This window comes from Paenirhizobium cremeum (assembly GCF_022884085.1).
GTDB lineage: Bacteria > Pseudomonadota > Alphaproteobacteria > Rhizobiales > Rhizobiaceae > Allorhizobium > Allorhizobium cremeum.
Window position 1 is genome coordinate 247,214 of the sequence record NZ_JAGGCS010000005.1, and the last position, 25,764, is coordinate 272,977.

The following is a 25,764-nucleotide window of genomic DNA, read 5'->3' on the forward strand; positions in this document are numbered from 1 at the left end:
TTGTTCAGGAACGGTAGAGATCCTGCTGTGAGGATGCCATCGTCTGTAGGCGGCGCAGCGCCGCGACCTGCCTGTCCGCCTGTTCGTCGATGGCCTGTGGCGTCGATGAGGGAACGCAGAGCACCTTCTCGCCCGTCAGGACCGCCGTACGGTTCCGTCCCCTGGCCTTTGCCTTGTAGAGGGCGCGGTCCGCGCCGCTCATCAGCCGGTCGAGATCTGCTTCGGCGGCGGGCAGCGTGGCGATGCCGATACTAACGGTAACACGCAGGATCTGTCCCCCGAAGGCGATCGGCTTTTCGGCGACGGTGCGCCGAATGGCTTCCGCCACCAGCACGGCGTCATGCATGCCGGCAAGATCGAGGAGGGCTGCGAATTCTTCGCCGCCGCTTCGACCGAAACAGGCATTGGCCGGCATGAGCGACCGGCAGGATTGGGTGAACGCCACCAGAACCGCGTCCCCGGCCTGATGGCCGCGACTGTCGTTGATCTTCTTGAAGTGATCGAGATCGAAAACCAGCAGTGCGACCTCGCGCTTCATGTCGCCGGCGCGGGCGCGAATGGTTTCGAACCGGTCGATCAGGCCCCGCCGGTTCAGTGCGCCGGTGAGCGGGTCGGTTATCGCAAGCAGCCGCAACCGGTCCTCGGAACGGTCCATCAGAAGCTTGGCGATAATGGCGATGGAGCCCACGAAGCCGATGATGCCGGCGATCCCCACCAGGGCGCTGATCGACACGTCCTTGAAGCTGGCGGGCTGCTGCAGGACGACGGCAACGGCGAAACCGAGATTGAACAGCGCCTGCGTCATCCAGATGCCGATCAGTGCGATACGGTGGCGGCCGGTGCCGAACCGCGCCGTTGCCACCGTTGCCGCCATCAGGCTGAACCCGACCGCTGTTGCGACGTCGTACAAAGCCATTCGATGGGCGAAGCTGTCGCGCACCACGGGGAGAAGGTTGCCGGCGACCCAGATGAGGCTGGGGATGGCGGCGAAGGAGGCGAGGGGACGTTCGTCGAGGCAGCGCAATCCGGACAGCCATAGACCGAAGGCCGAAAGCGCGATGAAGTTTGCGGCCTGGATCGAAACGAAATCGGGGATCTGTCCGCGAAAGCTGACCAGCGCGATGCCAAGCGCATGCGCGGCAAACCCCAGCCCGAACATCAGATAGTGCTTTTCACCGCGGGACCGCAGCCAAGCCACAAGCAGCAGCATTGCCAGCGTGCCGGCTTCTGTCGCCCAGAGGAGGAACGCCGTTTTGACATCGAGCACAGGGGTCGATCCTGAATTGGTTTTTCGAGAATATGACTTCAAAGTGATGAAGACAGGTTAATCAGTTCCTACGAAAACGGCGATGCCGTGGCCGTCCCCAGTTTTTCTGCCCCTGTATTGAACGTTACCGAACGTTCACCATATGAGCCGTTTCTTGTGAAGTGGGTCCCCAGGCATTCGGAAAGATTAGGCAATTTGCCGCAAAAGCCTTACGCCGGCGGTTAAGACCGGCGCTTGACGATTAAGGATATCCAAACCTCGCGTCTTGAAGTCGAGGGTGCGGACACTCTATGTAGGGATTGACAGATATTACGTGATTCCCGCCGCGCATCGAGTGTTCGGGGAACAGGCTGACAAAGGACGGACATGAGAAATCCAGTTGATACCGCCATGGCTCTGGTGCCGATGGTCGTGGAACAGACCAATCGCGGCGAACGCTCCTACGACATCTTTTCCCGCCTGCTGAAGGAACGCATCATCTTCCTCACGGGTCCGGTCGAAGACACCATGGCTTCGCTCGTCTGCGCGCAATTGCTGTTTCTCGAGGCCGAGAACCCGAAGAAGGAAATCGCCCTCTACATCAATTCGCCGGGTGGCGTCGTGACCGCCGGCATGGCGATCTACGACACCATGCAGTTCATTCGCCCTGCCGTGTCGACACTCTGCGTCGGGCAGGCTGCTTCCATGGGCTCGCTTTTGCTCGCCGCCGGCGAGAAGGGCATGCGCTTTGCGACGCCGAACGCGCGCATCATGGTGCACCAGCCTTCGGGTGGTTTCCAGGGCCAGGCGTCCGACATCGAACGCCACGCTCGTGACATCATCAAGATGAAGCGTCGCCTGAACGAAGTTTACGTAAAGCATACCGGCCGCACCTATGAAGAAGTCGAGCAGACGCTCGATCGCGACCATTTCATGGAGGCCGGAGAGGCGAAGGACTGGGGTCTGATCGACAAGATCCTGACGTCGCGCCAGGAAATCGAAGGTACGCCGGCAGCCTGATGCTCCGTTGCCATATGGTCACGACGCTAAATGAAGTGAAGCGCTCGTGATCACGTAAGGGGTTTAATCTGGCTGCGAAAGCGCTAATAGTAACTATTAAGGCTGTGTTGAATTTTTATGACATAGTCTGCGGTCTGTAGGGGTTTCGTTGCCGCCGGTCTGATTTGTGGATCGAATGGACCGGCTAGTACCTCTCCGGATCGGATAAGGCCCGGGGCCGAAGGGCGATCCGCGCCGGGCGTAGAGAGTGACCGCCCTCCGTCGAGGCGGAGGAGCGGCGTGCTGGAAGGATGAAGATATGAGCAAGGTCAGCGGTAGCAACGGCGGTGACTCCAAGAATACCCTTTATTGTTCCTTCTGCGGCAAGAGCCAGCACGAGGTCCGCAAGCTGATTGCCGGCCCGACGGTATTCATCTGTGATGAATGCGTCGAATTGTGCATGGACATCATCCGCGAGGAGAACAAGAGCTCCATGGTGAAGTCCCGTGACGGCGTTCCCACGCCGCAGGACATCATCAAGATCCTCGACGAATATGTGATCGGCCAGAAGCAGGCCAAGAAGATCCTTTCCGTCGCGGTGCACAACCATTACAAGCGCCTGTCGCACGCTTCCAAGGGCGGTGACGTCGAGCTTGCGAAGTCGAACATCCTGCTCGTCGGTCCGACCGGCTGCGGCAAGACCTATCTTGCCCAGACGCTGGCCCGCATCATCGACGTTCCCTTCACCATGGCGGACGCCACGACGCTGACCGAAGCCGGCTATGTCGGTGAGGACGTCGAGAACATCATCCTGAAGCTCCTGCAGGCTGCCGACTACAATGTCGAGCGTGCCCAGCGCGGCATCGTCTATATCGACGAAGTCGACAAGATTTCCCGCAAGTCGGACAACCCCTCCATCACCCGCGACGTGTCGGGCGAGGGCGTGCAGCAGGCGCTCTTGAAGATCATGGAAGGCACGGTCGCTTCGGTTCCGCCGCAGGGTGGCCGCAAGCATCCGCAGCAGGAATTCCTGCAGGTCGACACGACGAACATCCTGTTCATCTGCGGCGGCGCATTCGCAGGTCTCGACAAGATCATCTCCGCCCGCGGCGAGAAGACTTCGATCGGCTTCGGCGCGACCGTGGCTGCCCCGGACGACCGGCGCGTCGGCGAGGTGCTGCGCGAACTGGAACCTGAGGATCTCGTCAAGTTCGGTCTGATCCCGGAATTCATCGGCCGTCTGCCGGTTCTGGCGACGCTGGAAGACCTCGATGAGGACGCTCTCATCCAGATCCTGTCCGAGCCGAAGAACGCATTGGTCAAGCAGTACCAGCGCCTGTTCGAGATGGAAGACGTGGAGCTGACCTTCCACGAGGATGCGCTTCGCGGCATCGCCCGCAAGGCGATCGTCCGCAAGACCGGCGCCCGCGGCCTGCGCTCGATCATGGAGAAGATCCTGCTCGACACCATGTTCGAACTGCCGGAACTCGAAGGTGTGCGCGAAGTCGTCATTTCGGACGATGTCGTCAACGGCAATTCGCGTCCGCTCTACATTTACGCCGATCGCCAGGAAGAAAAGGCCAACGCTTCGGCCTGACCCGCGGTCCGCGCAAGAATGAAGATGAAAGCTCGCCCTTGTGGCGGGCCTTTTTCGTTGCGCAGACCCTTTTCCAGTGTTGTTTTAGACCAATGACGCTGCCGCTACCGTAAATCGTCAAAACGCGGTTTTCGCCGGCCACGGCTTGGGTTAGAAAAGAACGAAGTGCTTCGCTCGCGGTCGACACCGCGGATCGGATCGCGGGACTGGCCGCTTGTCTCGCTTCAGGCCAGGCAAACGGGTTATTTGTAGGTTCGGGCATCTGCCTGTAATATCGCTGTCACAATGCCGGTGGCGGTACAGGCATGTCAGGCTTGAATTCGCGTTCTGAGAACTCCATTTCTTGGAGGAGCAAGAAATATGCCTGTCGCCTTCGGGGTAGGGCATTAGGTTCCGGGTCCGCCCCGGGACGTCGGAAAGGAAGTGAAATGTCGAAAACGTCTGCAGCAAACGAGAGCAATATCTATCCCGTATTGCCTCTGCGCGACATCGTGGTTTTCCCACACATGATCGTGCCTCTGTTCGTCGGGCGCGAGAAGTCCATTCGCGCTCTGGAAGAGGTCATGGGCTCCGACAAGCAGATCATGCTGGCGACCCAGATTAATGCCGGTGATGACGATCCGGCTCCGTCGGCCATCTACGAGGTCGGCACGGTTGCCAACGTTCTCCAGCTTCTCAAGCTGCCGGACGGCACCGTCAAGGTGCTGATCGAAGGCCGGGCGCGCGCCCGGATCGATGGCTATACCGCACGCGAAGAGTTCTACGAAGCGACGGCCCATGTTCTCGCCGAACCGGCCGAAGACGCCGTCGAGATCGAGGCGCTTTCCCGCTCGGTCGTCTCCGAGTTCGAGAACTACGTCAAGCTGAACAAGAAGATCTCGCCGGAAGTCGTTGGCGCCGCGAGCCAGATCGAGGACTACTCGAAGCTGGCCGATACGGTCGCTTCGCACCTGTCGATCAAGATCACCGAGAAGCAGGAGATGCTCGAGACCGTCAGCGTCAAGCAGCGTCTCGAAAAGGCTCTCGGCTTCATGGAGGGCGAAATTTCCGTCCTTCAGGTCGAAAAGCGCATCCGCTCGCGCGTCAAGCGCCAGATGGAGAAGACCCAGCGCGAGTATTACCTGAACGAACAGATGAAGGCGATCCAGAAGGAGCTCGGCGACGGCGAGGATGGCCGCGACGAGATGGCCGAACTGGAAGAGCGCATCTCCAAGACCAAGCTTTCCAAGGAAGCCAAGGAAAAGGCCGAGGCCGAACTGAAGAAGCTGCGCCACATGAGCCCCATGTCGGCGGAAGCGACGGTCGTTCGCAACTACCTCGACTGGCTGCTGGGCCTGCCCTGGGGCAAGAAGTCCAAGGTCAAGGTGGACCTGAACGCCGCCGAGAAGATCCTCGACGAGGATCATTTCGGTCTCGACAAGGTCAAGGAACGCATTGTCGAATATCTCGCCGTCCAGGCGCGTGCGACCAAGATCAAAGGCCCGATTCTGTGCCTCGTCGGCCCTCCGGGCGTCGGCAAGACCTCGCTTGCGAAGTCGATCGCCAAGGCGACCGGCCGCGAATATGTGCGCATGGCGCTCGGCGGCGTTCGTGACGAAGCCGAGATCCGAGGCCACCGCCGCACCTATATCGGCTCGATGCCCGGCAAGATCGTGCAGTCGATGAAGAAGGCGAAGAAGTCAAACCCGCTCTTCCTGCTCGACGAGATCGACAAGATGGGCATGGACTTCCGCGGCGACCCGTCCTCGGCCCTGCTTGAGGTGCTGGATCCGGAACAGAACTCCACCTTCATGGACCACTATCTCGAGGTGGAATACGACCTGTCCAACGTGATGTTCGTCACCACGGCCAACACGCTCAACATTCCGGGTCCCCTGATGGACCGCATGGAGATCATCCGCATCGCCGGTTACACGGAAGATGAAAAGCGGGAGATCGCCAAGCGGCACCTTCTGCCCAAGGCGATCAAGGAGCATGCGCTGCGGCCGGAAGAGTTTTCGGTCTCCGACGATGCTCTGATGGCCGTGATCCAGCAGTATACCCGCGAAGCCGGTGTCCGTTCCTTCGAGCGAGAACTGATGAAGCTCGCCCGCAAGGCGGTCACCGAGATCATCAAGGGCAAGGTGAAGTCTGTCGCCGTGACCGCCGAGAACATACACGACTATCTCGGTGTGCCGCGCTTCCGTCATGGTGAGGCCGAAGGCGAGGATCAGGTCGGTATTGTTACCGGTCTGGCCTGGACCGAGGTCGGCGGCGAACTGCTGACGATCGAAGGCGTGATGATGCCGGGCAAGGGCCGCATGACGGTCACCGGTAACCTGAAGGACGTCATGAAGGAGTCGATTTCGGCTGCCGCTTCCTATGTCCGCTCGCGGGCCGTGGATTTCGGCATCGAACCCCCGCGGTTCGACAAGAGCGACATCCACGTGCACGTTCCGGAAGGCGCGACGCCGAAGGACGGTCCGTCCGCCGGTATCGCCATGGCAACGGCAATCGTCTCCGTCATGACCGGCATTCCGGTTTCCAAGGATGTCGCCATGACGGGTGAGGTCACGCTGCGCGGTCGCGTTCTGCCGATCGGCGGTCTCAAGGAAAAGCTGCTTGCGGCTCTCCGCGGCGGCATCAAGAAAGTTCTGATCCCGGAAGAAAACGCCAAGGATCTGGCGGACATTCCGGACAACGTGAAGAACAATCTGGAGATCGTTCCCGTCTCGCGCATGGGCGAGGTTATCAGGCATGCCCTGGTCCGCGTACCTGAACCGATTGAATGGGACGGAACGGTTGAAACTCCTGCAATCGGCACTGTGGAAGGTGCCGACGATGCGGGCGCTTCCATGGCACATTGAGGCTCTTTTGCCTTAATCTTGCCAAATTGGCACATCGAACGGAAAAAGGCTGGCAAAAATGCCAGCCTTTTTTGTGCAAACTCCCTGAAACGTCTTGTTTTCCGGGCAATTGCGGTGCTTTTCAGTTGCGTAGGGCAGATGCTTACGTATTCTCCGCCCGACTTATCCATTGAGTCGTTTCATACCAGTCAGAAAGGGTGGAAACATGAACAAGAACGAACTCGTATCCGCGGTCGCCGAAAAGGCCGGCCTCACCAAGGCCGATGCAGCTTCCGCCGTTGACGCCGTTTTCGAAACGGTTCAGGCCGAGCTGAAGAACGGCGGCGATGTTCGCCTCGCTGGCTTCGGTGCTTTCACCGTCGCTCGTCGCGAAGCCTCCAAGGGCCGCAACCCGTCGACCGGCGCTGAAGTCGATATCCCGGCTCGCAACGTTCCGAAGTTCACGGCCGGCAAGGGCCTGAAGGACGCTGTCAACAGCTGATCGGCTGGCTGTCGTTCGGCCCCAGGGCGGAACGCATAGCTCTGCAAATTAAGCCCGGCCTCGGCCGGGCTTTTCTTTTGCGTCTTGCCGGCTGTTACGACTTGCCTTGCCGATCCATTCGCCGGCGTCTCGGGGGAGGGGCGGGCGTCCCGACAAAGTGAGTCAACTGTCATGTGCGTGTCATGCACGTGACGCAAAAGCCTTCTGTTCCTTTCTCATGGAAACAGGAGGTTTCCCGATGACGTATTCCATTTCCCGCGCCGCGCTGACGGCCGCGCTGCTGGCTTCGGTCGCGGCGCCGGCCGCTGCCGACCAGGTCTTCAATCGTATTGCGTCCTTCCCCGTTGCCACCAACCTGCCGGCCGACAAGGACAAGCTTTCGACCACCTCGGCCGAGATCATCACCGCCTCGGAAGACGGTAACACGCTGATCTATTCGGACAGCCCGCTCGGCGCGATCGGTTTTGTCGACATCACCGACGCCAAGGCTCCGAAGGCCGGCAGCGCCCTGATGATGGACGGCGAGCCGACCTCCGTCGCCGTCGTCGGTGCCAAGGCGCTGGTTGCCGTCAACACCTCCGAGAACAAGCAGAAACCTTCCGGCAAGCTCGCCATCGTCGACGTCGCCTCCATGAAGATCGATGCGACCTGTGATCTCGGCGGCCAGCCGGACTCCGTTGCGATCTCTCCGGACAAGACGTTTGCCGCCATCGCCATCGAGAACGAGCGTGACGAAGAGCTCGACGAGGGCAAGCTGCCGCAGATGCCGGCCGGCGATCTCGCAATCGTCTCCCTGAAGGACGGCGTTGCCGATTGCGCTTCCATCAAGCACGTCGCCCTGACCGGGCTTGCCGAAATTGCGCCGGAGGACCCGGAGCCCGAATTCGTCTCGATCAACAGCCTCGGCGAAATCGGCCTGACGCTCCAGGAAAACAACCATATCGTCATCGTCGACGGCAAAACCGGCGAAGTGAAGAATCACTTCTCCGCCGGCAAGGTCGATCTCGCCGGTATCGATACCAAGTCCGATGGCGCGTTGAAGTTCACCGGCAAGAAGGAAGGCGTCCTGCGCGAGCCCGACGCCCTGAAGTGGCTGGACGACAATCGTTTCGTCGTTGCCAATGAAGGCGATTACGAAGGCGGTTCGCGCAGCTTCACCATCTTCGACAAGACCGGCAAGGTTCTTTACGAATCCGGCCCCTCGCTGGAACTCGCCATCGCCCGGATCGGTCATTTCCCGGACAAGCGCGCCAAGTCCAAGGGCGTCGAACTCGAAGGTTTGGAAGCCGCAACCTTCAACGGTCAGAAATACTTCTTCGTACTTTCCGAACGTGCTTCGATCGTAGGCGTCTACAAGGACACCGGCGCGGAGCCGGAACTCGTTCAGCTTCTGCCGTCCGGCGTCTCTCCGGAAGGCGCGGTTGCCATTCCCGGCCGTAACCTGTTCGCGACCGCCAATGAGGTTGATCTCGGTGAAGACGGTGGCCCGCGTTCGCACGTCATGGTTTATGAGCTTGCCGAGGGCACGCCGGCCTATCCGATGATCCGCTCCGAAATCGTCGACGGTGCACCCATCGGCTGGGGCGCGCTCTCCGGTCTTGTGGGCGATGCCGAGAAGGCCGGCACGCTTTATGCGGTCAATGACAGCTTCTATTCCATGCAGCCGACGATCTTCACGATCGATGCGACGCAGAAGCCTGCCGTCATCACCTCTGCCCTGCCGGTGATCCGCGGCGGCGCGGCGGCCCAGAAACTCGACATCGAAGGCATCACGCTGGACGGCAAGGGCGGCTTCTGGCTCGCTTCCGAAGGCGATCCGGCAAAGCTCATCGGTCACGGCATCTACAACGTCGACGCCAAGGGCGAGATCAAGTCCGAAATCGGCTTCCCGGTCGAACTGCTCGCGGGCCAGACCCGCTTCGGCCTCGAAGGCATCACCTCGGTCGGCGAGGGCGACGACCTGACGCTGTGGATGGCCGTGCAACGCGAATGGAAGGATGACGAGAAGGGCACCGTCAAGCTCGTCTCCTACAACCCGAAGGCCAAGGAGTGGGGCGCCGTCAGCTATCCGCTCGACAAGTCGGAAGCCGGCTGGGTCGGTCTTTCGGAAATCACCGCCCATGGCGACTACGTTTATGTGGTCGAACGTGACAACCAGGTGGGCGACAACGCCAAGCTCAAGAAGCTCTACCGTGTCGCCATTGCCGACCTGAAGCCTGCTAAGCTCGGCGACAAGCTGCCGCTGGTAAAGAAGGAAGAAGTCCACGACTTCATCACGGACCTGAAGAACGCCACCAACGGCTATGTCGTCGACAAGCTGGAAGGCTTCACCTTCGATGCCGCCGGCAAGGCCTTCGCCGTGACCGACAATGATGGCGTCGATGACAGCTCGGGCGAGACCCTGTTCTTCCCCGTCGATCTGAAGGTCATCAACTGATCCTTCGTCCTTTCGGGACGACGCGGTCCGAGGCCGGGCGAGAAATCGCCCGGCCTTCCCCCGTTTTATCGGCGTGTTCGGCGAAGAAATTCGGCGACAGGCCCGATCAGGCGGTCGGGAGCCGAAACATGGGGTGCATGCCCCGTGTCGAGTGTTACGACTTCCGCACCCGGCACCAGTTCCTGCATGCGCCGTTGCAGGTAGATGAACACCGACTGGTCATCGGTCGCCTCGACATAAAGGCGCGGGATGCGGCCGAAGCGTTCGCTGGTGAGGAGAGGGGCCGCTGCCCGCCCGCCTTCCGGCTGCGGCGTAAGCCTGGCGGCAGCCGAAAGCGCGGCCTCGCGCGGCAGATCGTTGAGAAAATGCCGGGCTGCGGCCTCGGCCGGAACGGTGCTGACAAGCCCGTCTTTCGACCATACGAGGTGGGGCGAGATGCCGCCCGCCTCGGGATGCGCGGGGAGCGCCTGTTTCACGACCTCACCGTATCCCATGCCCGAAGGCAGCATCATGCCCGCCACATAGACGATCCCGGTGATCGCTTCCGGCATGGCCTCGCCCAGAGCCGAAGCTGCAACGCCGCCGCCGGAATGGGCGATTACCGCCACACGTGCGCCGGCGGCGTCAACGAGCGAACGCAGATGCGAGACATAGAGATCGAGATTGACCGCTTCCGGCGGCGTGTCGTCCACCCCGTTGCCCGGCAGATCGACCGCGATTGGCTCGAAGCCCGATGCTTCGAGCAGAGGCGAAAACCCTTCCCATACCCATGAGCCCTGCCAGGCCCCGTGAATCAGGAGAACGGGAAGCCTCCGGCTCATGCCCGGACAGCCGGCGTCGGCGCATAGGTGCGCTGGTACATGGCCTTCAGGTGGTCTTCCACCGTCGTGGCTGCATATTTCGGCTGCTCGCCCGGCCCGAGGCAGTTCGGCAGGCATTCGACCATGTGATCGGGATGGCCAACGAAGAAGAACGGGATGGAATAGCGCTCCCTGCCGCTTTCGTTGACCACGCGGTGCAGCGTCGAGCGATAGCGGTCGTTGGTCCAGCGCGAGATCATATCGCCGAGATTGACGACGAAGGTGCCGGGGATGGGATCGGCATGGACCCAGCTGTTGCTTGCCGCGTCATGCACCTGCAGTCCACCGGCGTCGTCCTGCATCAGCAGCGTCAGCCCGCCGAAATCCGTATGGGCGCCTGCACCCTTTTCATTGGGGGCGGCATCCTTCGGCTGAGGCGGATAGTGCAGCAGGCGCAAGGTCGCGAGCGGCTCTCGGACGAAGGCATCGAAGTGATTCTCCGGCAGGCCGAGCGACAGCGCCATACCGCGCATGAGCCGCTCGCCGAGGTCCGTCATGGCTGCGAAATAGGCCATCATCACCGGCCGGAAGCCCGGCTGGTCGGCTGGCCATTGGTTCGGTCCACGATTGAACCGTTTGGCCACGACCCGCGGGTCGTCCATAGGAAGGTCCGGTCCGATGTAGAAGCCCTGCTTGAGATCGGCGGGGGCGCCGGCCTCAAGCGTCTGGCCGCGCATATGTTCGTAACCCCGGTTGCAGAAGGAGTGCGCCTTGTCGACGGCGAGTTTTTCCTCAATCGGCCGCTCGAAGAAGGCCTTCGCTTCCGCAAAGGCGGCATCGATCAGTCCTTGGGGAATGCCGTGGCCGGCGCAGTAAAAGAAGCCCTTGTCCAGGCAGGCCCGCCGTAGGGCTTCGCCGACGGCGGCGCGCGTCTCGCGCACGGATGAAGAAAGGCCGGAAACGTCGATGATGGGAAGCGTGGCGGCCTCGACCGAACGCGCACCGAGTGACGATGCATTCATGATGCTCTTCCTGTTCCGTTCATGCGAGCGGCGGCGCTCACCAGAAAAGGGAGGCTAGTGCAACGCATCGATGCCTGGCAACGACGAATTTGACTATAAAATAGATAGGGCCGAAAATTGCATATGAATTGCGCAGAAGAGAAGCCGCCGTTGCGGGCAACACAACATGCCTTGTGGGGGCGTCAGGCCGTGGGCTAGATTGAAGCGTGTCACTCTTTTGCGAGACAGCCGACTTGGAAGCAGACCTTTATCCCCCGGTAAAACGTTATCTTGAAGGTTTGGGCTTCGAGGTGAAAGGGGAGATAAGAAGCTGCGATATCGTGGCGATTTCACAGGATGTGACGGAGCTCGTGGTGATCGGGGAGCTGAAACGGAGCTTCACATTGGAACTCGTCCTGCAGGCGGTGGAGCGCACCGCCGTCTGCGATGAGGTCTGGCTTGCGGTGGAAGCCTCAAAAAAGGGTCGCGGTCGGGAAAGTGATGCACGCGTAAAGAAACTGTGCCGTTTCCTGGGATTCGGCTTGCTCACCGTTGCCGCCACCGGTCGGGTGGATGTCATCGTGGAGCCGGGACCATGGAAGCCCCGGAGCAACAGGAAGCGTCGTTCGCGCATCGTCGAAGAATTCCGCCGTCGCAGGGGCGATCCCGTGGCCGGTGGTTCGACACGCATGCCGCAGATGACGGCCTATCGTCAGCAGGCTCTCGTCATTGCCGAAGCTCTCTCGGAAGGGCCGTTGCGCCCCCGTGACCTCAGGCCGATTGCTCCCGATGCCGCCAGGATATTGCTGTCCAACGTCTACGGCTGGTTCGACCGAATCGATCGCGGACTGTATGGCTTGAACGCGGTCGGCCATGCGGCGCTCGCCACATGGTCCGATAAGATCCCGCGGGAAGAGGGAAAATCCTCCGAAGCCGCCTGACCAAGGGGCACTGATTCCCCGGCTCTCCATCTCCGTCGGAGGCTGCGGGCGTCGATTTCACCATCTCTGGTGCACGTGCGGTGCGATCAGTCGATCGTACACGTCACGGGCGGCGGCCATGACATCGGCGGAAAGGGCCGGCAGACCGGAAGCAGCGGCATTGGCGCGCGCCTGCTCGCCATTGCGCGCTCCGGGAATGACCACCGTCACAGCCTCGTTCATCAGAATCCAGCGCAAGGCAAAGGCGGCCATGCTGGCGCCGGCTGGTACGAGCTTCCGGATATCCTCGACGGCCGCAAGTCCGGTCTCCAACGGCACGCCGGCAAAGGTTTCTCCGACGTCGAAGGCCTCGCCATGGCGGTTGAAGTTGCGATGATCCTCGCTTGCGAAAGTAGTCTCGCGGGTGATCTTTCCAGACAACAGGCCGCTTGCCAGCGGAACGCGGGCGATCACGGCGATATTCCGCCGGCTTACCTCCTTCAGGAAGAGATCCGCGGGCCGCTGCCGGAAGAGATTGAAGATGATCTGGACGGAGACCACGCCCGGATATTCGATGGCCTTGAGCGCCTCCTCGACCTTCTCCACGCTGACGCCGTAATGGGCGATCTTGCCCGCACGCTTGATGTCTTCCAGTCCCTCGAAGACTTCGGGCCGATAGTATACATCGGTCGGAGGGCAATGAAGCTGCACGAGATCCAGGCGTTCCACCGCCAGGTTCTTCAGCGACCGATCGATGAAAGCCTCGAGATTCGCTTTCGTATATCCATCGGCGACATGCGGATTGAGTCGTCGCCCGGCCTTGCTGGCCACCATTGGACGTTTTCCGCCGCGCGCCTTGAGCACATCGGCGATGATCCTCTCCGAACGGCCGTCTCCATAGACGTCTGCCGTATCGATGAAGGTGACGCCGGCATCGAGCGCCGCATTGAGTGCTGCCCGGCCTTCTGCTTCCGGGACGTCTCCCCATGACCCACCGATCTGCCAGGCTCCGAACCCGATGTCGCTGACGGTAAAGCCGGTCCTTCCGAACGCATGCTGACGCATAACCATGCCCTCCTGTCTGTTGCATTGTTGCGATTGGAGGTAGCAAGCACCGCCGGAGGTGGCAAGAAGAAGTGGGTGTGGCGCGCAAACGCTCGAATCGCATGGCCGCGATTCTTCTCGGGTACAGGTGGATCCACAGGTGGCCAGGCGACGGACAGCGACGCAAACCGCATCGCAAACAAATCAGTCGCTGCAGGTCTTTATCGAGATTGTGTGGAAATGGTGGGCGATGAGAGACTCGAACTCCCGACATCCTCGGTGTAAACGAGGCGCTCTACCAACTGAGCTAATCGCCCTTTCGCTGAGCGGGTCAGGCCCGCCGCGTCGGTGGCCGTGATCTATGCGGATCGCGGAAAAACCGCAAGAGTGTTTATGAAGTTTTTTTGTTTTTTTTGCCGCTGCCGCAGAGGAAGGGTATGAAAAACCCGGGAAACCCGCGCTTTTTACGGCGCGCTCCAGAGGGGGTGTTTTTTCCGTCCACAGCCGGGCGGATTGCCGGCGCGGATAAAATTCGATCTGTCATGGATTTGTCTTCGATCCCGCTTGACACCAATAACCGAACCCCTTAGTTAGCCGCTCATCGAACGGGCAAGGCCGGTTCGGGAAGGGCGGAGACGCCTTTCAAGAAATGCGCGGGTGTAGCTCAGTCGGTTAGAGTGCCGGCCTGTCACGCCGGAGGTCGCGGGTTCGAGCCCCGTCACTCGCGCCATTCTTGAAAATCATCTTTCTTGCTGTCGCGGAAACGTCGCCGGTAAGGTCGGATCGGTCAACTGCCGGTCCATCTATGCGCGGGTGTAGCTCAGTCGGTTAGAGTGCCGGCCTGTCACGCCGGAGGTCGCGGGTTCGAGCCCCGTCACTCGCGCCATTCTTGAAAATCATCTTTCTTGCTGTCGCGGAAACGTCGCCGGTAAGGTCGGATCGGTCAACTGCCGGTCCATCTATGCGCGGGTGTAGCTCAGTCGGTTAGAGTGCCGGCCTGTCACGCCGGAGGTCGCGGGTTCGAGCCCCGTCACTCGCGCCATTTTCGTTTTCCTTCATAACTTTATGTTGCTTCGCAATGGCGCTCTATGGACTTTGTTGCGTTGCCGCTTTACACCTCGGTAAACTGCGTGATGTATCGAGTGAAAAGCCGGCGCTCGGGCTTGCACAAGCAGGCAGGCTGCGCTAACGACGGCTCGTTGCAACTCTTCTTTCGGCTTGTCGGCCCAGCGCCAAAAATGCCGCCCGGCATTCGAGACAAGCAGGGATGGATATGATGACTGAACTGCTCAGTTCCTACATTCCGATCGCTATTTTCATCGGTATTGCCCTCGTGATCGGCCTGGCGCTTCTGATCGCGCCGTTCGCCGTCGCCTTCAAGGCGCCCGACTCGGAAAAGCTGTCGGCTTACGAATGCGGCTTCAATGCTTTCGACGACGCCCGCATGAAGTTCGATATCCGGTTCTATCTGGTGTCGATCCTCTTCATCATCTTCGATCTCGAAGTCGCCTTTCTGTTCCCCTGGGCAGTCTCGTTCGGCGATCTCGGCTGGTTCGGCTTCTGGTCGATGATGGTGTTCCTTGGTGTGCTCACCATCGGCTTTATCTATGAATGGAAGAAGGGGGCGCTCGAATGGGAGTAGTCCAGTCCAACACGACGCTCGTCGCGCCTCAGGCCAAGGGGATCATCGATCCCAATACCGGCAAGCCGGTCGGCAGTGACGATGCTTTCTTTGGCGAGATCAACAACGAACTCGCCGACAAGGGCTTTCTCGTCACGTCGACGGACGAACTGATTAACTGGGCCCGTACGGGTTCGCTGATGTGGATGACCTTCGGTCTTGCCTGTTGCGCCGTCGAGATGATGCAACTCTCCATGCCGCGTTACGACGTCGAGCGGTTCGGTTTTGCGCCGCGCGCCAGCCCGCGTCAGTCCGACGTGATGATTGTTGCCGGCACGCTGACCAACAAGATGGCGCCCGCGCTCCGCAAGGTCTACGACCAAATGCCCGAGCCGCGCTATGTCATCTCGATGGGTTCCTGCGCCAATGGCGGCGGCTACTATCACTATTCCTACTCGGTGGTGCGCGGCTGCGATCGCGTCGTGCCTGTCGATATTTATGTTCCCGGCTGTCCCCCCACGGCAGAGGCGCTGCTTTACGGCGTGCTTCTGCTGCAGAAGAAGATCCGCCGCACCGGAACGATCGAGCGCTAAGCCAAGGGACGCGACAAGATGAGTGAAGCCCTGAACGAGCTTGCATCCTACCTTTCCGAGGTGCGCGGTGCGCTCATTGTCTCTTCGGAGATCCGCTTCGGAGAACTGAACCTGACGGCGACGCCCGAAAACGTGATCGCGCTTCTGACCTTCCTGCGCGACGACGTGCAGTGCGGTTTCGTCAATCTGATCGACATCTGCGGCGTGGACTATCCGGAGCGGGAAGATCGCTTCGATGTGGTCTATCACTTGCAGTCGCCGCGCCAGAACCTGCGCATCCGCGTCAAGGTTGCGACCGGCGAAGACAAGCCGGTGCCGTCTGCCTGTTCGGTCTTCCCTGGTGCCGACTGGTTCGAGCGCGAAACCTGGGACATGTACGGCGTACTCTTCACCGACCACCCGGATCTGCGCCGCATCCTCACCGACTACGGTTTCGAAGGGCATCCGTTGCGCAAGGACTTCCCGACCACCGGTTTTGTCGAAGTTCGTTATGACGACAACGCCAAGCGCGTCGTCTACGAGCCTGTCGAACTGAAGCAGGAATTCCGGAATTTCGACTTCCTCTCGCCCTGGGAAGGCACGGATTACGTGCTGCCCGGCGATGAGAAGGCGGCTCAGTAAGAAAGCGGAAGGTTTGTTGCCATGACTGAACATAACGTCCGCAACTTCAATATCAATTTCGGTCCGCAGCACCCGGCTGCCCACGGCGTTTTGCGTCTTGTGCTGGAGCTTGACGGCGAAATCGTGGAGCGCGTCGATCCCCATATCGGGCTGCTTCACCGCGGCACCGAAAAGCTGATCGAGACCAAGACCTATCTGCAGGCTGTTCCCTATTTCGATCGCCTCGACTACGTGGCGCCGATGAACCAGGAACATGCCTATGCGCTGGCGGTCGAAAAGCTTCTGGGTGTGGAGATTCCGATCCGCGGGCAGTTGATCCGCGTTCTCTATTCGGAAATCGGCCGTATCCTGTCGCACCTCCTGAACGTGACGACGCAGGCGATGGACGTCGGTGCCTTGACGCCGCCGCTCTGGGGCTTCGAGGAACGCGAAAAGCTGATGGTCTTCTATGAGCGCGCCTGCGGCGCGCGCATGCATGCGGCCTATTTCCGGCCCGGCGGCGTCCATCAGGACCTGCCGCACCAGTTGGTCGAGGATATCGGCAATTGGTGCGATCCCTTCCTGAAGACGCTCGATGACATCGATGAGCTTCTGACCGGCAACCGCATCTTCAAGCAGCGTAACGTCGATATCGGCGTTGTGGCTCTGGAAGACGCCTGGGCCTGGGGTTTCTCGGGCGTGATGGTCCGTGGTTCCGGCGCTGCCTGGGACCTGCGCCGGGCACAGCCCTACGAGTGCTATTCCGAACTCGAATTCGAGATCCCGATCGGCAAGAACGGCGATTGCTTCGACCGTTACCTGATCCGCATGATCGAAATGCGGGAATCGGTGAAGATCATGAAGCAGTGCGTCAATCGTCTCTTGGGCGATGCGAAGACCGGTCCGGTCTCGTCGCTGGACGGCAAGGTCGTTCCGCCGAAGCGTGGCGAGATGAAGCGGTCGATGGAAGCGCTCATCCACCACTTCAAGCTCTATACCGAAGGCTATCACGTGCCGGAAGGCGAGGTTTACGCAGCCGTCGAAGCGCCGAAGGGCGAGTTCGGCGTCTACCTCGTGTCGGACGGCACCAACAAGCCGTATCGTTGCAAGATTCGCGCTCCGGGTTACGCTCACCTGCAGGCCATGGATTTCATCTGTCGCGGACATCAGCTCGCTGACGTCTCGGCGATCCTCGGCTCGCTGGATATCGTGTTCGGAGAGGTTGACCGCTGATGAAGGTGTGGCTGCTCACGGTCCTTGCCCTGGCCGGCGGCGTTCAGGCGCAGGCCCAGGAAGAGACCGTTTCTTCGAGCAGTTCGAGCACCAGCATGGCGGAGCTCATCAGGCAGGGCTACGAGATCAAGGCTTCCACCAGCAGCGGTTCGAAGCTGATTGTGTTCCTGCAGAAAGACAAGACGGCCTATGCCTGCGAATTTGCGTCCCTGACGCGTTCGCGGTGTGGATCCATAAACTGAGACAAGGGGCGAGGAAGTATGTCCGTTCGTCGACTAGCCGAAGAGCAATTCCAGCCGGCAGGCTTTTCCTTCAATGAGGAAAATGCGGCCTGGGCTGAGGCAACCATCCGCAAGTATCCCGAGGGACGTCAGCAGTCGGCAGTCATCCCGCTTCTGATGCGGGCGCAGGAGCAGGACGGCTGGGTGACGCGAGCGGCGATCGAATACGTCGCCGAGAAGCTTTCCATGCCCTATATCCGGGTGCTTGAGGTCGCGACCTTCTACACCCAGTTCCAGCTCAAGCCGGTTGGCACGCGCGCCCATGTGCAGGTCTGTGGCACCACGCCGTGCATGCTGCGCGGCGCCGAAGATCTCATCAAGGTGTGCAAGAGCAAGATCCACGCAGAACCCTTCGAGCGCAATGCTGACGGCACGCTCTCCTGGGAAGAGGTCGAGTGTCAGGGCGCCTGCGTGAACGCGCCGATGGTGATGATCTTCAAGGACAGCTACGAAGACCTGACGCCGACCCAGCTCGAGCACATCATCGACCGTTTCCAGGCCGGCAAGGGTTCCGACATCAAGCCGGGTCCGCAGATCGATCGTTTCTATTCCGCTCCGGCCGGCGGTCTCACGGCCCTGACCGACGGCGATGCCAAGCCGGCCGCGAAGCGGAAGGCCGCGCCGGTGGAAGCCGAAGCGGTGGCTGTCCCGCCGTCGAATGCGGCCAAGCCGGTAACGTCGGCCGATGAGACCAATCCGGCCATCAAGAGCCCGGCCGACGGCGAAACGGCTCTCCCGGAGGCAAGCCCCAAGGCGAAGCCTGCGAAGGCTGAAAATGTTGCCGCAGGCCAGCCCTCGCTGGACGATAAGAACCGCCCGGCCGGTATCGAGAAGCCCGAGACCCCTGATGATCTCAAGATGATTTCCGGCGTCGGTCCGAAGATCGAAGGTATTCTGAACGGCATCGGCATCTATACCTTTGCCCAGATCGCTGGCTGGAAGAAGGCCGAACGCGAATGGGTCGATAGTTACCTGAAGTTCTCCGGCCGCATCGAGCGTGACGACTGGGTCAAGCAGGCCAAGGCGCTCGCCAAGGGTGGCGAAGCCGAATACATCAAAGTTTTCGGCAAGAAGCCGCGGTAAAGGGGGTAGGACATGTTGAAGGATCAGGATCGTATCTTCACCAACATCTACGGCCTCAAGGACAAGTCGCTGAAAGGCGCCATGAGCCGTGGCCACTGGGATGGAACCAAGCAGATCCTCGAAAAGGGTCGCGACTGGATCATCAACGAGATCAAGGCTTCCGGTCTGCGCGGGCGCGGCGGCGCTGGCTTCCCGACAGGTCTCAAGTGGTCGTTCATGCCGAAGGAATCCGACGGCCGTCCCCATTATCTCGTCGTCAACGCCGACGAATCCGAGCCTGGCACCTGCAAGGACCGCGATATCCTGCGCCACGATCCGCATACGCTGATCGAAGGCTGCGTGATCGCTTCCTTCGCCATGGGGGCCAATCACGCCTTCATTTACGTTCGCGGCGAGTTCATGCGCGAGCGTGAAGCCCTCCAGGCGGCCATCGACGAATGCTACGAGGCCGGCCTGCTCGGCAAGAACAACAAGCTCGGCTACGATATCGACGTCATCGTCCATCATGGCGCCGGCGCCTACATCTGCGGCGAGGAAACTGCACTACTCGAAAGCCTTGAGGGTAAGAAGGGTCAGCCGCGCCTCAAGCCTCCGTTCCCGGCGAATATGGGTCTCTACGGCTGCCCGACCACGGTCAACAACGTCGAATCGATCGCCGTTACCCCGACGATCCTGCGTCGCGGTGCAGGCTGGTTCTCTTCGTTCGGCCGCCCGAACAACGTCGGCACCAAGCTTTTCATGATCTCGGGTCACGTCAACACGCCGTGCACCGTCGAGGAAAGCATGGGCATTTCATTCCGTGAAATGATCGAGAAGCATGGCGGCGGCATCCGCGGCGGCTGGGACAATCTCCTTGCCGTCATCCCCGGCGGCGCATCCTGCCCGGTCGTCAAGGGCGAGGACATGATGGACGTCACGCTCGATTTCGACGGCCTTCGCGACGTGAAGTCGTCCTTCGGCACCGGCGGCATGATCGTCATGGACAAGTCGACCGACATCATCAAGGCCATCTGGCGCATCGCGGCCTTCTTCAAGCATGAGAGCTGCGGCCAGTGCACGCCGTGCCGTGAAGGCACCGGCTGGATGATGCGCGTCATGGAGCGCATGGTGAAGGGTAACGCGCAGAAGCGCGAAATCGACATGCTGTTCCAGGTGACCAAGCAGGTCGAGGGTCACACCATCTGTGCGCTCGGCGATGCAGCGGCATGGCCGATCCAGGGTCTCATCCGGAATTTCCGTCCGGAGATCGAGGCCCGCATCGATCAGTACACCCGCAACGCCATGGCGCATGGCGTTGTCATGGAAGCGGCCGAATAAGGAAGGGCGGCAATGGCCAAGGCATCGGACAAGACTGGAGAAGGGAATGCCGCAGATCCGGCTGACTTCAGCCGTGTCGCCGATGTTCTCAAGGACATGCCGCATGTTCCGCTGCATCCGCTGATGGCCCATCCGGCTGCGGCGCTTGCGGCCGCAACCGCAATCGGTTTCGGTCTGGCCACGCACATGACGAGCGTGTTCCTCGGCTCCCTTCAGGGGGCGGTGGAGGCGACCAACAAGCTGGCCCGCAAGCTTGAGGAAGAAAAGCTTGCCGGCGAGGCGGAGCCAGCCGCTCCTTCCGAGCCAACCGGCGCTGTCGCAGAGGCTGTCGAGCCCGCTGCGGTGGCACGGAAGACCCGTAAGGCTCCGGTCAAGCAGGTCGAGGCGAAAGCGGTTCCCGCTCCGAAGGCACGCAAGGTGGCGGCCGAGGTGGTAAAGGCCGAAAAGCCTGAAACCGTCGAGCCGGTCGCGAAGGCGCCGAAGGTAGGACGGTCCACCGGCAAGGCTGACGATCTGAAGAAGATCGAAGGCATCGGCCCGAAGCTGGAGCAGGTCCTGAACGAAAAGGGCATTCGCCGCTTCGCGCAACTGGCGGCGCTCGATGTCGCGGCGCTTGATGCGCTGGACAGGGAAATCGGCCTGGGTGGCCGGGCGGTGCGCGATGACTGGTCGGGCCAGGCGCGCAAGCTCGCAGGCGCAAAGAATTGAGGGTTGCGGGACACCCTTCGTGAGGGTGTCTCGAAGTCCGGAGAGAATGAGCAATATCCGGCTCCTGAAAAAGGGCGGGAAAGGAAATAAACGGCGGGACGCCAGTCGAGATTGGATGGTCCCGCTTGCCGGAGCGAAAGCTGCGGTGCAATGCGCACTATGCGTGAGGCAGGAAGGCGAATATGGCAAAGCTGAAAGTCGACGGTAAAGAGATCGAGGTCCCGGATCATTTCACGCTGTTGCAGGCGTGCGAGGAAGCCGGCGCCGAGGTTCCGCGCTTTTGTTTTCATGAGCGGCTGTCGGTCGCCGGCAACTGCCGTATGTGCCTCGTCGAGGTGAAGGGCGGTCCGCCGAAGCCGGCTGCATCCTGCGCCATGGGCGTGCGCGATATCCGCGGCGGCCCGAACGGCGAACTGCCGGAAGTCTTCACCAACACGCCGATGGTCAAGAAGGCCCGCGAAGGCGTGATGGAATTCCTGCTGATCAACCATCCGCTGGATTGCCCGATCTGCGACCAGGGCGGCGAATGCGACCTGCAGGACCAGGCCATGGCCTTCGGTATCGACTCGTCGCGCTACGCGGAAAACAAGCGCGCGGTCGAGGACAAGTATATCGGCCCGTTGGTCAAGACAGTGATGAACCGCTGCATTCATTGCACGCGCTGCGTTCGCTTCACCACGGAGGTCGCCGGCATCGCCGAACTCGGTCTGATCGGTCGCGGCGAGGATGCCGAAATCACCACCTATCTCGAGCAGGCCATGACATCGGAGTTGCAGGGCAACGTCGTCGACCTTTGCCCTGTGGGAGCGCTGACTTCGAAGCCCTTCGCCTTCACGGCCCGTCCGTGGGAACTCAACAAGACCGAATCGATCGACGTCATGGACGCGCTCGGTTCGGCGATCCGCGTCGATACCCGTGGCCGCGAAGTCATGCGCATCCTGCCGCGTGTCAACGAGGCCATCAACGAAGAGTGGATCTCCGACAAGAGCCGCTTCATTTGGGACGGTCTGAAGACCCAGCGTCTCGATCGCCCCTATGTCCGCCGCGACGGTCGCCTGCAGCCGGCCACCTGGGCAGAAGCCTTCGCCGCCATCAAGTCGGCCGTGGCAGCCACGTCCGGTTCGAAGATCGGCGCCATCGCCGGCGATCTCGCCTCCGTCGAGGAAATGTATGCGCTGAAGGCACTCCTCAACGCGCTCGGTTCGGTCAATACCGACTGTCGCCAGGATGGGACGGCAGTCGATCCGTCGCTCGGTCGCGCAAGCTACCTCTTCAACGCAACGATCGAAGGCATTGAAGCTGCCGACGCGATCCTCATCGTTGGTGCCAACCCGCGCTACGAGGCTGCGGTGCTCAACGCCCGCATCCGCAAGCGCTGGCGCCGCGGCGGCCTGCCGATCGGCGTGATCGGCGAAGGCGGCGAGTTGCGTTACCCTTACGAATATCTCGGTGCGGGCACCGAGACGCTGGCAGACCTCGTCGCCGGCAAGAACGGCTTCGTCGAAAAGCTGAAGGCAGCCAAGACGCCGCTCATCATCGTAGGGCAGGGGGCTCTGACGGGCGCTGAGGGCTCGGCTGTTCTTGCCAATGTCGCGAAGCTTGCCGAAGCTGTCGGCTCGCTGAGCGAGGAGTGGAACGGCTTTGCCATGCTCCACACCGCCGCTTCCCGTGTCGGCGGTCTTGATCTCGGCTTCGTTCCGGGCGAAGGCGGGCTCGCCGCAGCCGACATGCTCACTTCGGCCGACGTGCTCTTCCTTCTCGGCGCCGACGAACTCGATTTCACCCGCAAGGCTGCGAAGTTCACCGTCTATATCGGCAGCCACGGCGACAACGGCGCGCACCATGCCGATGTCATCCTTCCGGGCGCGACCTATACCGAAAAGTCGGGCACCTGGGTCAACACCGAAGGACGTGTGCAGATGGGCAACCGCGCAGGCTTCGCGCCGGGCGATGCCCGCGAGGACTGGGCGATCATCCGCGCGCTTTCCGACGTGCTCGGCAAGAAGCTTCCCTTCGATTCGCTGACTGCGCTTCGTGCAAAGCTCTATGCGGAATACCCGCACTTCGCCGGTCTCGACGAGATCGTTCCGGGTGCCGGCGACGAAATTGCCGCAATTGCGAAAAAAGCCGGGCAGATGGCCAAATCCGTGTTTGCGTCGCCGGTCAAAGACTTCTATTTGACGAACCCGATTGCACGTGCGTCGGCCGTCATGGCCGAGTGCTCGGCATTGGCCCGCAACAACTTCAAGGCTGCGGCAGAGTAAGGGCAGGGGATCATGGACAACTTCGTTTCCACTTATGTCTGGCCGGCGGCCATCATGATCGGCCAGTCGCTGCTGCTCTTGGTCTGCCTGCTGGTGTTCATTGCATATATCCTGCTCGCCGACCGCAAGATCTGGGCGGCCGTTCAGCTGCGTCGCGGCCCGAACGTCGTCGGTCCCTGGGGGCTGTTCCAGTCCTTCGCCGACCTTCTGAAGTTCGTGTTCAAGGAGCCGGTTATTCCGGCGGGCTCGAACAAGGGCGTCTTCCTTCTCGCTCCGCTGGTTGCCGTGACCCTTGCTCTCGCCACCTGGGCCGTGGTCCCGCTCGCGGACGGCTGGGTGATCGCCAACATCAATGTCGGCATTCTCTACGTCTTCGCGATCTCGTCGCTTGAAGTCTACGGCATCATCATGGGCGGCTGGGCTTCGAACTCGAAGTATCCGTTCCTTGGCGCGCTTCGTTCGGCTGCGCAGATGGTGTCCTACGAAGTCTCGATCGGCTTCGTCATCGTCACCGTTCTGCTCTGCGTCGGTTCGCTCAATCTCTCGGACATCGTCTACGCGCAGAAGGATGGTCTCGGCACCATGCTCGGACTGCCGAACTCCTTCCTCGACTGGCATTGGCTGGCGCTCTTCCCGATGTTCATCGTCTTTTTCATCTCGGCGCTCGCCGAGACGAACCGCCCGCCCTTCGACCTGCCGGAAGCGGAATCGGAACTGGTGGCCGGTTTCATGGTCGAATACGGCTCTACCCCGTACATGATGTTCATGCTCGGCGAATATGCCGCCATCGTGCTGATGTGCTCGCTGACCACCATCCTGTTCCTCGGAGGCTGGCTGCCGCCGGTCGACGTATGGTTCCTGAACTGGGTCCCGGGCGTCATCTGGTTCGTGCTGAAGGCTTCGCTGGTGTTCTTCATGTTCGCCATGGTCAAGGCCTTCGTGCCGCGCTACCGCTACGACCAGCTCATGCGTCTCGGCTGGAAGGTCTTCCTTCCGCTGTCGCTCGCCATGGTGGTCATCGTTGCATTCGTGCTGAAGCTGATGGGATGGGCATGATGATGGCCATCCGTTCACTCGGCAGATTTGGAGGTTGAGATGGCTGGTCTTTCCCAGGCTGTCAGTTCCCTGTTCCTGAAAGAGTTCGTCGGCGCTTTCTTCCTGTCGATGCGCTACTTCTTCCGCCAGAAGGCGACCATCAACTATCCTTTCGAAAAGGGTCCGGTCTCTCCGCGTTTTCGCGGCGAGCATGCGCTGCGTCGCTATCCGAACGGTGAGGAACGCTGCATCGCCTGCAAGCTTTGCGAGGCGATCTGTCCCGCCCAGGCGATCACCATCGAAGCCGGCCCGCGCCGCAACGACGGCACCCGCCGCACGGTGCGTTACGACATCGACATGGTGAAGTGCATCTATTGCGGCTTCTGCCAGGAAGCCTGCCCGGTCGATGCGATCGTGGAAGGGCCGAACTTCGAGTTCGCAACGGAAACCCGCGAAGAGCTTTACTTCGACAAGCAGCGGCTGCTGGACAACGGCGATCGCTGGGAACGGGAAATCGCGCGCAATATCGCGCTGGATGCACCCTACCGCTGACAGGCGGAATGACGACGCCTTGGCGGGAACCCTATGGGGCGGCCGCCACGGCACAGATTTTAAACGGAGCGCGCCGGTGGGGATGCCGGTGGCGCTTTATCGGGCGAAGGGCAGGGGCCCTCGTCCGGGGGAAGATGAAAAGGCACCAACATGGGTCTTCAGGCTCTCTTTTTCTATCTCTTCGCCTTTGTCGCGGTGGCTTCCGCGTTCATGGTCATTTCGGCACGGAACCCGGTTCACTCGGTGCTGTTCCTGATCCTGACCTTCGTGAACGCTTCGGGGCTCTTCCTGCTGACGGGGGCTGAGTTCCTCGCCATGATCCTGCTGGTCGTTTATGTCGGCGCGGTCGCGGTTCTCTTCCTTTTCGTGGTGATGATGCTCGACATCGATTTCGCCGAATTGCGGTCGGGTGTGCTGAAATATGCTCCCATCGGTTCGCTGATCGGACTGGTTGTCGCAGCCGAACTGGTCATCGTGATCGGCGGTACCGCGATTTCGCCGGCAGCCAAGGAAGCGATCACCATGCCGATCCCGGCACTGACGGAGCGCACCAACACCGCCGCGCTCGGCGACGTGCTCTACACCAATTACGTTTATTTCTTCCAGATCGCCGGCCTGGTGCTGCTGGTGGCCATGATCGGCGCCATCGTGCTGACGCTTCGCCACCGCGAAAACATCAAGCGGCAGGATATCTCCCGCCAGGTTGCCCGCACGCCTGAGACCGCCGTCAAGGTGGTCAAGGTCAAGCCGGGTCAGGGCGTCTGAGGCAAGAGAGGTCAAGGAAACAATATTATGGAAATCGGTCTTTCCCACTACCTGACGGTCAGTGCCATCCTCTTCACGCTCGGCGTCTTCGGCATCTTCCTGAACCGCAAGAACGTCATCATCATCCTGATGTCGGTCGAGCTTATCCTGCTCGCGGTCAACATCAACATGGTGGCCTTCTCCTCCTTCCTGAACGACATGGTCGGCCAGGTCTTCGCCCTGTTCATCCTGACGGTGGCGGCCGCGGAAGCCGCGATCGGCCTTGCAATCCTCGTCGTCTTCTACCGCAACCGCGGCTCGATCGCCGTTGAAGACATCAACATGATGAAGGGCTGATACGG

At 61.0% G+C, this 25,764-nt stretch carries 23 protein-coding genes and 4 tRNA genes; 22 read left to right on the plus strand and 5 right to left on the minus strand.

Features of this window, described 5'->3' with window-relative positions; translation table 11 throughout:
* Positions 1-4: 4 nt before the first annotated feature.
* On the minus strand, positions 5-1,267 hold the full coding sequence (locus tag J5N58_RS11635) for a GGDEF domain-containing protein (RefSeq protein ID WP_113444051.1): 1,263 nt from the start codon (positions 1,265-1,267) through the stop codon (positions 5-7).
* Between the two features lie 366 nt (positions 1,268-1,633).
* On the opposite strand from J5N58_RS11635, the gene clpP reads away from it, so the two are divergent.
* The 5 genes from clpP (at position 1,634) to J5N58_RS11660 (ending at position 9,606) form a co-directional block, all read left to right on the plus strand.
* On the plus strand, positions 1,634-2,266 hold the full coding sequence (gene clpP / locus J5N58_RS11640) for an ATP-dependent Clp endopeptidase proteolytic subunit ClpP (protein WP_112827169.1): 633 nt from the start codon (positions 1,634-1,636) through the stop codon (positions 2,264-2,266).
* Positions 2,267-2,564: 298 nt separating this feature from the next.
* Positions 2,565-3,842 (plus strand): ATP-dependent Clp protease ATP-binding subunit ClpX, encoded by a 1,278-nt coding sequence (clpX, locus tag J5N58_RS11645; protein ID WP_112827168.1) that lies wholly within the window; start codon positions 2,565-2,567, stop codon positions 3,840-3,842.
* Positions 3,843-4,270: 428 nt separating this feature from the next.
* Entirely contained in the window at positions 4,271-6,688 is a 2,418-nt protein-coding gene (gene lon, locus J5N58_RS11650; protein WP_112827167.1) for an endopeptidase La, read from the plus strand.
* A 205-nt stretch (positions 6,689-6,893) separates the two neighbouring features.
* Positions 6,894-7,169: a DNA-binding protein HupB gene (hupB, locus tag J5N58_RS11655; RefSeq protein WP_099057464.1), complete on the plus strand. Its 276-nt coding sequence runs from the start codon at positions 6,894-6,896 to the stop codon at positions 7,167-7,169.
* A gap of 238 nt (positions 7,170-7,407) precedes the next feature.
* Positions 7,408-9,606 carry an esterase-like activity of phytase family protein gene (locus tag J5N58_RS11660; RefSeq protein WP_113444050.1) on the plus strand — a complete coding sequence of 733 codons (2,199 nt, stop codon included), beginning with the start codon at positions 7,408-7,410 and terminating at the stop codon, positions 9,604-9,606.
* Between the two features lie 65 nt (positions 9,607-9,671).
* Here the strand turns inward: J5N58_RS11660 and J5N58_RS11665 are convergent, their stop codons facing one another.
* Together J5N58_RS11665 and J5N58_RS11670 are read right to left on the minus strand one after the other, a co-directional pair.
* On the minus strand, positions 9,672-10,427 hold the full coding sequence (locus J5N58_RS11665; RefSeq protein WP_113444049.1) for an alpha/beta fold hydrolase: 756 nt from the start codon (positions 10,425-10,427) through the stop codon (positions 9,672-9,674).
* Entirely contained in the window at positions 10,424-11,428 is a 1,005-nt protein-coding gene (locus J5N58_RS11670; RefSeq protein WP_113444048.1) for an isopenicillin N synthase family dioxygenase, read from the minus strand. The genes J5N58_RS11665 and J5N58_RS11670 overlap by 4 nt, the downstream gene beginning before the upstream one ends.
* A 233-nt stretch (positions 11,429-11,661) precedes the next feature.
* On the opposite strand from J5N58_RS11670, the gene J5N58_RS11675 reads away from it, so the two are divergent.
* Positions 11,662-12,348, plus strand: a complete 687-nt coding sequence (locus J5N58_RS11675; protein WP_113444047.1) for a DUF2161 domain-containing phosphodiesterase — start codon at positions 11,662-11,664, stop codon at positions 12,346-12,348.
* Between the two features lie 57 nt (positions 12,349-12,405).
* On the opposite strand, the gene J5N58_RS11680 is transcribed toward J5N58_RS11675, so the two are convergent.
* Both J5N58_RS11680 and J5N58_RS11685 read right to left on the minus strand, forming a co-directional pair.
* Positions 12,406-13,392 carry an aldo/keto reductase gene (locus tag J5N58_RS11680; protein WP_113444046.1) on the minus strand — a complete coding sequence of 329 codons (987 nt, stop codon included), beginning with the start codon at positions 13,390-13,392 and terminating at the stop codon, positions 12,406-12,408.
* A 220-nt stretch (positions 13,393-13,612) separates the two neighbouring features.
* Positions 13,613-13,688, minus strand: a tRNA-Val gene (locus J5N58_RS11685).
* A 336-nt stretch (positions 13,689-14,024) separates the two neighbouring features.
* Between J5N58_RS11685 and J5N58_RS11690 the strand changes: the two genes are divergently transcribed.
* The 16 genes from J5N58_RS11690 (at position 14,025) to nuoK (ending at position 25,759) form a co-directional block, all read left to right on the plus strand.
* Positions 14,025-14,101, plus strand: a tRNA-Asp gene (locus J5N58_RS11690).
* A 79-nt stretch (positions 14,102-14,180) separates the two neighbouring features.
* A tRNA-Asp gene (locus J5N58_RS11695) sits at positions 14,181-14,257 on the plus strand.
* A 79-nt stretch (positions 14,258-14,336) separates the two neighbouring features.
* Positions 14,337-14,413, plus strand: a tRNA-Asp gene (locus J5N58_RS11700).
* Between the two features lie 234 nt (positions 14,414-14,647).
* Positions 14,648-15,013 (plus strand): NADH-quinone oxidoreductase subunit A, encoded by a 366-nt coding sequence (locus tag J5N58_RS11705; protein ID WP_112828943.1) that lies wholly within the window; start codon positions 14,648-14,650, stop codon positions 15,011-15,013.
* Positions 15,004-15,585 (plus strand): NuoB/complex I 20 kDa subunit family protein, encoded by a 582-nt coding sequence (locus tag J5N58_RS11710; RefSeq protein WP_112828932.1) that lies wholly within the window; start codon positions 15,004-15,006, stop codon positions 15,583-15,585. Before J5N58_RS11705 ends, J5N58_RS11710 begins: the two co-directional genes overlap by 10 nt.
* Positions 15,586-15,603: 18 nt before the next feature.
* Positions 15,604-16,206, plus strand: a complete 603-nt coding sequence (locus tag J5N58_RS11715; protein ID WP_112828931.1) for an NADH-quinone oxidoreductase subunit C — start codon at positions 15,604-15,606, stop codon at positions 16,204-16,206.
* A gap of 21 nt (positions 16,207-16,227) precedes the next feature.
* On the plus strand, positions 16,228-17,418 hold the full coding sequence (locus J5N58_RS11720; protein WP_113466726.1) for an NADH-quinone oxidoreductase subunit D: 1,191 nt from the start codon (positions 16,228-16,230) through the stop codon (positions 17,416-17,418).
* Complete coding sequence (locus J5N58_RS11725) at positions 17,418-17,660, plus strand: hypothetical protein (RefSeq protein WP_112828929.1); 243 nt, start codon at positions 17,418-17,420, stop codon at positions 17,658-17,660. The genes J5N58_RS11720 and J5N58_RS11725 overlap by 1 nt, the downstream gene beginning before the upstream one ends.
* A gap of 18 nt (positions 17,661-17,678) precedes the next feature.
* Positions 17,679-18,782 (plus strand): NADH-quinone oxidoreductase subunit E, encoded by a 1,104-nt coding sequence (locus tag J5N58_RS11730; RefSeq protein WP_244710876.1) that lies wholly within the window; start codon positions 17,679-17,681, stop codon positions 18,780-18,782.
* A gap of 12 nt (positions 18,783-18,794) precedes the next feature.
* The gene (gene nuoF / locus J5N58_RS11735) at positions 18,795-20,099 is read left to right on the plus strand and encodes an NADH-quinone oxidoreductase subunit NuoF (protein WP_112828927.1); all 1,305 of its coding nucleotides are present in this window, start codon (positions 18,795-18,797) and stop codon (positions 20,097-20,099) included.
* Positions 20,100-20,111: 12 nt separating this feature from the next.
* The gene (locus J5N58_RS11740; RefSeq protein ID WP_244710878.1) at positions 20,112-20,807 is read left to right on the plus strand and encodes an NADH-quinone oxidoreductase subunit E; all 696 of its coding nucleotides are present in this window, start codon (positions 20,112-20,114) and stop codon (positions 20,805-20,807) included.
* Between the two features lie 182 nt (positions 20,808-20,989).
* Positions 20,990-23,071 carry an NADH-quinone oxidoreductase subunit NuoG gene (gene nuoG / locus J5N58_RS11745; RefSeq protein ID WP_244710881.1) on the plus strand — a complete coding sequence of 694 codons (2,082 nt, stop codon included), beginning with the start codon at positions 20,990-20,992 and terminating at the stop codon, positions 23,069-23,071.
* Positions 23,072-23,083: 12 nt separating this feature from the next.
* Positions 23,084-24,127, plus strand: a complete 1,044-nt coding sequence (gene nuoH, locus J5N58_RS11750; RefSeq protein WP_113425976.1) for an NADH-quinone oxidoreductase subunit NuoH — start codon at positions 23,084-23,086, stop codon at positions 24,125-24,127.
* Positions 24,128-24,166: 39 nt separating this feature from the next.
* Complete coding sequence (nuoI, locus tag J5N58_RS11755; RefSeq protein WP_112828923.1) at positions 24,167-24,658, plus strand: NADH-quinone oxidoreductase subunit NuoI; 492 nt, start codon at positions 24,167-24,169, stop codon at positions 24,656-24,658.
* A 150-nt stretch (positions 24,659-24,808) separates the two neighbouring features.
* Complete coding sequence (locus J5N58_RS11760) at positions 24,809-25,423, plus strand: NADH-quinone oxidoreductase subunit J (protein ID WP_112828922.1); 615 nt, start codon at positions 24,809-24,811, stop codon at positions 25,421-25,423.
* A 27-nt stretch (positions 25,424-25,450) separates the two neighbouring features.
* Positions 25,451-25,759: an NADH-quinone oxidoreductase subunit NuoK gene (gene nuoK / locus J5N58_RS11765; RefSeq protein ID WP_099057480.1), complete on the plus strand. Its 309-nt coding sequence runs from the start codon at positions 25,451-25,453 to the stop codon at positions 25,757-25,759.
* Positions 25,760-25,764: the final 5 nt, after the last annotated feature.

Coding starts and splice junctions, on each gene's coding strand:
- clpP (WP_112827169.1), top strand. CDS start 1,634: ATGAGAAATCCAGTTGATACCGCCATGGCTCTGGTGCCGATGGTCGTG.
- clpX (WP_112827168.1), top strand. CDS start 2,565: ATGAGCAAGGTCAGCGGTAGCAACGGCGGTGACTCCAAGAATACCCTT.
- lon (WP_112827167.1), top strand. CDS start 4,271: ATGTCGAAAACGTCTGCAGCAAACGAGAGCAATATCTATCCCGTATTG.
- hupB (WP_099057464.1), top strand. CDS start 6,894: ATGAACAAGAACGAACTCGTATCCGCGGTCGCCGAAAAGGCCGGCCTC.
- J5N58_RS11660 (WP_113444050.1), top strand. CDS start 7,408: ATGACGTATTCCATTTCCCGCGCCGCGCTGACGGCCGCGCTGCTGGCT.
- J5N58_RS11665 (WP_113444049.1), bottom strand. CDS start 10,427: ATGAGCCGGAGGCTTCCCGTTCTCCTGATTCACGGGGCCTGGCAGGGC.
- J5N58_RS11670 (WP_113444048.1), bottom strand. CDS start 11,428: ATGAATGCATCGTCACTCGGTGCGCGTTCGGTCGAGGCCGCCACGCTT.
- J5N58_RS11680 (WP_113444046.1), bottom strand. CDS start 13,392: ATGCGTCAGCATGCGTTCGGAAGGACCGGCTTTACCGTCAGCGACATC.
- J5N58_RS11705 (WP_112828943.1), top strand. CDS start 14,648: ATGACTGAACTGCTCAGTTCCTACATTCCGATCGCTATTTTCATCGGT.
- J5N58_RS11710 (WP_112828932.1), top strand. CDS start 15,004: ATGGGAGTAGTCCAGTCCAACACGACGCTCGTCGCGCCTCAGGCCAAG.
- J5N58_RS11715 (WP_112828931.1), top strand. CDS start 15,604: ATGAGTGAAGCCCTGAACGAGCTTGCATCCTACCTTTCCGAGGTGCGC.
- J5N58_RS11720 (WP_113466726.1), top strand. CDS start 16,228: ATGACTGAACATAACGTCCGCAACTTCAATATCAATTTCGGTCCGCAG.
- J5N58_RS11725 (WP_112828929.1), top strand. CDS start 17,418: ATGAAGGTGTGGCTGCTCACGGTCCTTGCCCTGGCCGGCGGCGTTCAG.
- J5N58_RS11730 (WP_244710876.1), top strand. CDS start 17,679: ATGTCCGTTCGTCGACTAGCCGAAGAGCAATTCCAGCCGGCAGGCTTT.
- nuoF (WP_112828927.1), top strand. CDS start 18,795: ATGTTGAAGGATCAGGATCGTATCTTCACCAACATCTACGGCCTCAAG.
- J5N58_RS11740 (WP_244710878.1), top strand. CDS start 20,112: ATGGCCAAGGCATCGGACAAGACTGGAGAAGGGAATGCCGCAGATCCG.
- nuoG (WP_244710881.1), top strand. CDS start 20,990: ATGGCAAAGCTGAAAGTCGACGGTAAAGAGATCGAGGTCCCGGATCAT.
- nuoH (WP_113425976.1), top strand. CDS start 23,084: ATGGACAACTTCGTTTCCACTTATGTCTGGCCGGCGGCCATCATGATC.
- nuoI (WP_112828923.1), top strand. CDS start 24,167: ATGGCTGGTCTTTCCCAGGCTGTCAGTTCCCTGTTCCTGAAAGAGTTC.
- J5N58_RS11760 (WP_112828922.1), top strand. CDS start 24,809: ATGGGTCTTCAGGCTCTCTTTTTCTATCTCTTCGCCTTTGTCGCGGTG.
- nuoK (WP_099057480.1), top strand. CDS start 25,451: ATGGAAATCGGTCTTTCCCACTACCTGACGGTCAGTGCCATCCTCTTC.